Origin of the sequence: Streptomyces bobili (assembly GCF_002154575.1) — a bacterium.
GTDB lineage: Bacteria > Actinomycetota > Actinomycetes > Streptomycetales > Streptomycetaceae > Streptomyces > Streptomyces bobili.
Window position 1 is genome coordinate 211 of the sequence record NZ_MUBA01000339.1, and the last position, 4,183, is coordinate 4,393.

At 74.5% G+C, this 4,183-nt stretch carries 6 protein-coding genes; 3 read left to right on the forward strand and 3 right to left on the reverse strand.

The genetic code is table 11. From position 1 onward, the window contains the following. Positions 1-44 precede the first annotated feature (44 nt). Both BZL64_RS25555 and BZL64_RS25560 read right to left on the reverse strand, forming a co-directional pair. Positions 45-710 carry a response regulator gene (locus BZL64_RS25555; RefSeq protein WP_086771541.1) on the reverse strand — a complete coding sequence of 222 codons (666 nt, stop codon included), beginning with the start codon at positions 708-710 and terminating at the stop codon, positions 45-47. Next, positions 707-1,660, reverse strand: a complete 954-nt coding sequence (locus tag BZL64_RS25560; protein ID WP_086771542.1) for a HAMP domain-containing sensor histidine kinase — start codon at positions 1,658-1,660, stop codon at positions 707-709. Before BZL64_RS25560 ends, BZL64_RS25555 begins: the two co-directional genes overlap by 4 nt. A gap of 331 nt (positions 1,661-1,991) precedes the next feature. Between BZL64_RS25560 and BZL64_RS25565 the strand changes: the two genes are divergently transcribed. From BZL64_RS25565 to BZL64_RS25575, 3 genes are read left to right on the forward strand one after another with little or no spacing between them, the layout of a single operon-like run. Beyond that, positions 1,992-2,321: a TraR/DksA family transcriptional regulator gene (locus tag BZL64_RS25565; RefSeq protein ID WP_086771543.1), complete on the forward strand. Its 330-nt coding sequence runs from the start codon at positions 1,992-1,994 to the stop codon at positions 2,319-2,321. Positions 2,322-2,369: 48 nt separating this feature from the next. Beyond that, the gene (locus tag BZL64_RS25570) at positions 2,370-2,741 is read left to right on the forward strand and encodes a TraR/DksA family transcriptional regulator (protein WP_086771544.1); all 372 of its coding nucleotides are present in this window, start codon (positions 2,370-2,372) and stop codon (positions 2,739-2,741) included. After that, positions 2,738-3,541, forward strand: a complete 804-nt coding sequence (locus BZL64_RS25575; protein ID WP_086771545.1) for a hypothetical protein — start codon at positions 2,738-2,740, stop codon at positions 3,539-3,541. The genes BZL64_RS25570 and BZL64_RS25575 overlap by 4 nt, the downstream gene beginning before the upstream one ends. Positions 3,542-3,621: 80 nt before the next feature. Here BZL64_RS25575 and BZL64_RS25580 read toward each other — a convergent pair. Further along, positions 3,622-4,183, reverse strand: a 562-nt coding sequence (locus tag BZL64_RS25580; RefSeq protein ID WP_158101560.1) for an EamA family transporter, incomplete at its 5' end; no start/stop codon positions are given.

Here is a 4,183-nt window from a genome sequence, read left to right on the forward strand (position 1 = left end):
CGTGCGGGTCGTCTCCGTGCGGGTCGTCTCCGTGCGGGCCCGGTTCAGGGTTCGATGAGGCCGGCACGGATGGCGTACCGGGTGAGTTCCAGCCGGTCGCGCATGCCGAGTTTGTGCAGGAGGTTCGCCCGGTGCCGGTGGACGGTTTTGATACTGATGAAGAGCGTATCCGCGATCTCCTTCGAGGAGTTGCCCTCCGCGACAAGTTTGAGGACTTCCTCCTCGCGCGCGGTCAGCAGCCGGTCCGGGGGTTCCTCGCCGTGTCGGACGCGGTCGAGATAGTTGCGTACGAGGGCGGTGACCGCGCCGGGATAGAGGAAGGGTTCGTCACGCACGGCCGCCCGGCAGGCGGCGACCAGGTCGCGGTCGGCCACGGACTTGAGCACGTATCCGCCGGCCCCGGCCTTCAACGCCTGGAAGAAATACTGCTCATTGTCGTGCATCGTCAGCATCAGGATGCGCAGTCCCGGTTTCAGCGCGGCGAGTTCCCGGGCCGCCTGGAGGCCGGTCATCCGGGGCATCGCGATGTCCAGCACCGCCAGGTCGATGTCGTGGGCCCGGGCCAGGGCGATGGCCTCGGCGCCGTCCCCGGCCTCGGCGACGACCTCGAGGTCGGGTTCCCGGTCAAGGATGAGCCGCACTCCGCGCCGTACCAGCGCGTGGTCGTCGGCGAGGAGGATACGGATCGGGGACGGGTCGGTCGGGGTCATGGCACCTTCTTCTGGGCGGGCACGGTCAACCGGACCTGTGTACCGGTCAGCGGCTCGGAGACGATGTCCAGGGTGGCTCCCACGAGCAGCGCCCGTTCCCGCATCCCCCGGATGCCCGCGCCCTCGTGCCCGATGCCGGTTCCGTTGCCGTCGTCGGAGACGGCCAGCAGCAGCGCGCCGTCCGTGTGACGCAGGCTGACCTCGACCCGGCCGGCTCCGGCATGGCGGGCCGCGTTGGTCAGGCTCTCCTGGGCGACCCGGTACAGCACCAGCTCCGTCTGCGGGTCCAGGACGGGCAGGTCGGCGTCGAAACGGCGCAGGACGCGCAGCCCGGCGTGCGTGGTGAACTCGGTGGTGAGCGAGGTCAGGGCGCTGACGAGGCCGAGGTCGTCGAGTACGCCCGGCCGCAGTCGGCGTACCAGGCGGCGTACTTCGTCCAGGCTGCCGCGGGTGATCTCCTGCGCCTGCTGGAGTTCCCCGCGCAGGGGCTCGTCCGCCTCGTCCGCCGCTCGCTTCAGCGACAGCAGGATCGCGGTCATGGTCTGCCCCACCTCGTCGTGCAGTTCCTGCGCGATTCGGCGCCGTTCGGCCTCCTGCGCCAGCAGGACGCGGCCGCTGCTCGCCGCCCGCTCGCTCTCCAGCCGGTCGAGCATGGCGTTGAAGGTGCGGATGAGGTCGGCGACCTCGCGCAGGCCGTGCGCGGGCAGCCGCTGGCCGGGGCGCAGCAGGTCGACCGTGGTCATCAGGCGGGTGAGCCGGTCGATCGGGGCCAGTCCGAGCCGCAGGAGGGCCGCGTTGGCGACCAGCATGACCAGCAGGCCGCCCACCAGGATCACCGCCTCGGTCAGCAGGACCGGCACGGAGACGGTCACCGGAGCCCACAGCAGCAGCGCGGTGGCCGTGCCCAGCACCACCGCGTTCAGCCCGAAGATCCGCCAGAACAGGGACACCGGGAATCGCGCCTTTCGTCGTGACGCGGTGCGTACACCTCGTACACCGTTCATCTCGTCGCCGGGCCGGTCACCGCCCCCGCGCGCGTGTGACGCGGGACGCGGACCGACCGGCCCCCCGGACAGCGTGCGGGCTGTCCGGTGCCGCGTCGATGGGCTCTGATGCCCATTTTCCGCCGCGCGCCCCGCCGGGACGGCGGGCCCGATGGGCACCGGATGCCGCGAGAGATGGGTACTGCGCCCGATAGGCGGGGCGCGTTCCGTCGGCGACGGTGGAGACACAGCGGCCGCGACCGGCCGGCCGCTTCCCCACCGGAGGAAGAGGACCGCCATGCCGTCGCTCGACACGCCCCCGACCGAAGGCCGTCCCGAGCGTCTGACGGCGCACGAGGCCCGTCAGCGTCTGGAGCACGAGCGCAACGCGCGGCTGACCCAGCTGCGGGCCATCGAGGAGGCCGGGCGGGACGTGGCGGACCAGGTGATGGCCGTGCAGAAGGAGGCCGTCCGGCGCGTGCTCGCCGAGATCGAGGCGGCCTTCGCGCGTGTCGGGGACGGCAGTTACGGCGCCTGCCTGGGCTGCTCGCGGCCCGTCCCCGCGGAACGCCTGGAGATCCTGCCGTACACGCGGTTCTGCGTCGCCTGCCAGCGCCACAGCGCCTGACGCCCCGTACTTCCTTGTCCTGTCACGTCCTGACCGAGGGGTGAAGTCGTGAACCACCGGACCGTCGCCGAACGGGCCCCGGCCCTGTCCGCGGAGGATCTCGCCGTGCTGCGCGAGAACCTGCGCGAGCAACTGCTGTTCCGCCGGGAGCAGATCCAGCAGCTGACGGCCGCCGCCCCGGCCCGCGGGGACGCGCTGCGCGAGCGGCGGGCACCCTCGCAGGTGGAGGTGGGGGTCCAGCTCGCGGCCTCGGCCCGGATGGTCCTCGCCGACGTGGAGGCGGCGCTGCGCCGCATGGACGAGGGCCGCTACGGCATCTGCGGCCTGTGCCGGCGGCCCATCGCGCGCGAGTTGCTGGAGATAGTGCCGCAGGCCCGTCACTGTGCCCGGTGCCGCCAGGTCAGAGAGGCGGACCGGTGATCCCCGCACCCCGTCGCGGCTCCGGCCGCCACCGGCCGTGGCCGCTGTGCCGGCAGTGCTACGGCCTCGCCCTCGACCTGGGCGGCGCCCGTACCCGCGCCTGGACGTCCGACCGGGGCACGATCCTCGACGTCCCCACGGTGACCGGCGCCAGGAGCGGGGAACCGGTCCCCGAGCCGGGGCTCGCCGACATCGCCGGCACGGCACGGATGCTCCGCCGGCTGTTCGGGAGCCGCCCGCCGGCCGCCGGCCGCCCGCTGGTCATCGTGACCGCGCCGGTCCTGGGCGGCGTCGCCCACCGGGACCGGGCCCGCGCCGCAGTCGAGGTCCTGGGACCGCGCACCGTGCTCACCGTGCCCACCGCGCGCGCCGTCGCCGTGGCCTCGCGGGCCGACCTGTCCCGGCCGCTGCTGGTCGTGGACCTCGGCGCCCGCCGTACGGAGGTCGTCCTGCTCGCCGACGGCGCGGTGATCGACGCCCGCGGCGCCGCGCTCGGCACGGGTGACGGCGACGGCACCGGCCGGCCGGGCGCCCTCCTCGTCGACGCCGTCACCGCGATGGTGACCGCGATGCTGGACGAGGACCGCACGCCGCGGACGCTGGACGCCCTCCGGCGGGGCGCCCTGCTCGCCGGCGGGGGCGCCCTGCGGCCCGAGATCCCCTACCGGCTGACCGGCCGGCTGCACGCTCCGGTCAGCCCGGTGCCCGCCCCGCACACCGCGGCCGTACGGGGCGCCGCGGAACTCCTGCGTGCCGCGCACGCGCACCCTTCGGCCACCGGTGCCGTGGGGGCGGGCTGACGGCCGTCCGGCTACCGGCCGACCGCGCACGCGCACCCTTCGGCCACCGGCGCGGTGGGGACGGGCTGACGGCCGTCCGGCTACCGGCCCCGGCTACCGGCGACCGCCCCCTTCACGGGGACGGCGAGGAGGGCCAGCCCCAGTCCGAGGACGGCCAGGCCGCACCAGGAGACGTACCCCAGGCGCTCGCCGAGGACGGTGACGCCCAGGACGGCGGCGACGGCGGGCTCGGCCAAGGTCAGTGACGTGGCCGCCGACGCGGACGTACGGCGCAGTCCGTGGCCGAAGAGGCGGTAGGAGAGGTGGACGGTGAACAGGGCGAGGTAGCCGGCCACCGCCGCGCCCCTGACGGAGCCGAGCCAGGTGACGTCGACGAACGGGGCGAGCGGCAGGACGAGCAGCCCGGCCGCGCCGAACAGCGCGCCCATCACCGCGCCGGACTCGTGCCCGTGGGCGATGAGCCGGCCGCCGATCGACGCGTAGACGGCGTACGAGAGTCCGGCGACGGCGGCGAGCAGGACGCCCGTGAGGTCCACCGGGGTGCCGGTTCCGGTGAGCCGGGGGCCCAGCACGAGGAGGACGCAGCCGAGGACGGCGGTCGAGGTGGCGACGGTCCAGCGGGCGGTCGGCCGGGCCCGGCCG

What these genes read in the sequence shown, in the direction of transcription:
- BZL64_RS25555 (WP_086771541.1), bottom strand. Translation starts at nt 710, where the DNA reads ATGACCCCGACCGACCCGTCCCCGATCCGTATCCTCCTCGCCGACGAC.
- BZL64_RS25565 (WP_086771543.1), top strand. Translation starts at nt 1,992, where the DNA reads ATGCCGTCGCTCGACACGCCCCCGACCGAAGGCCGTCCCGAGCGTCTG.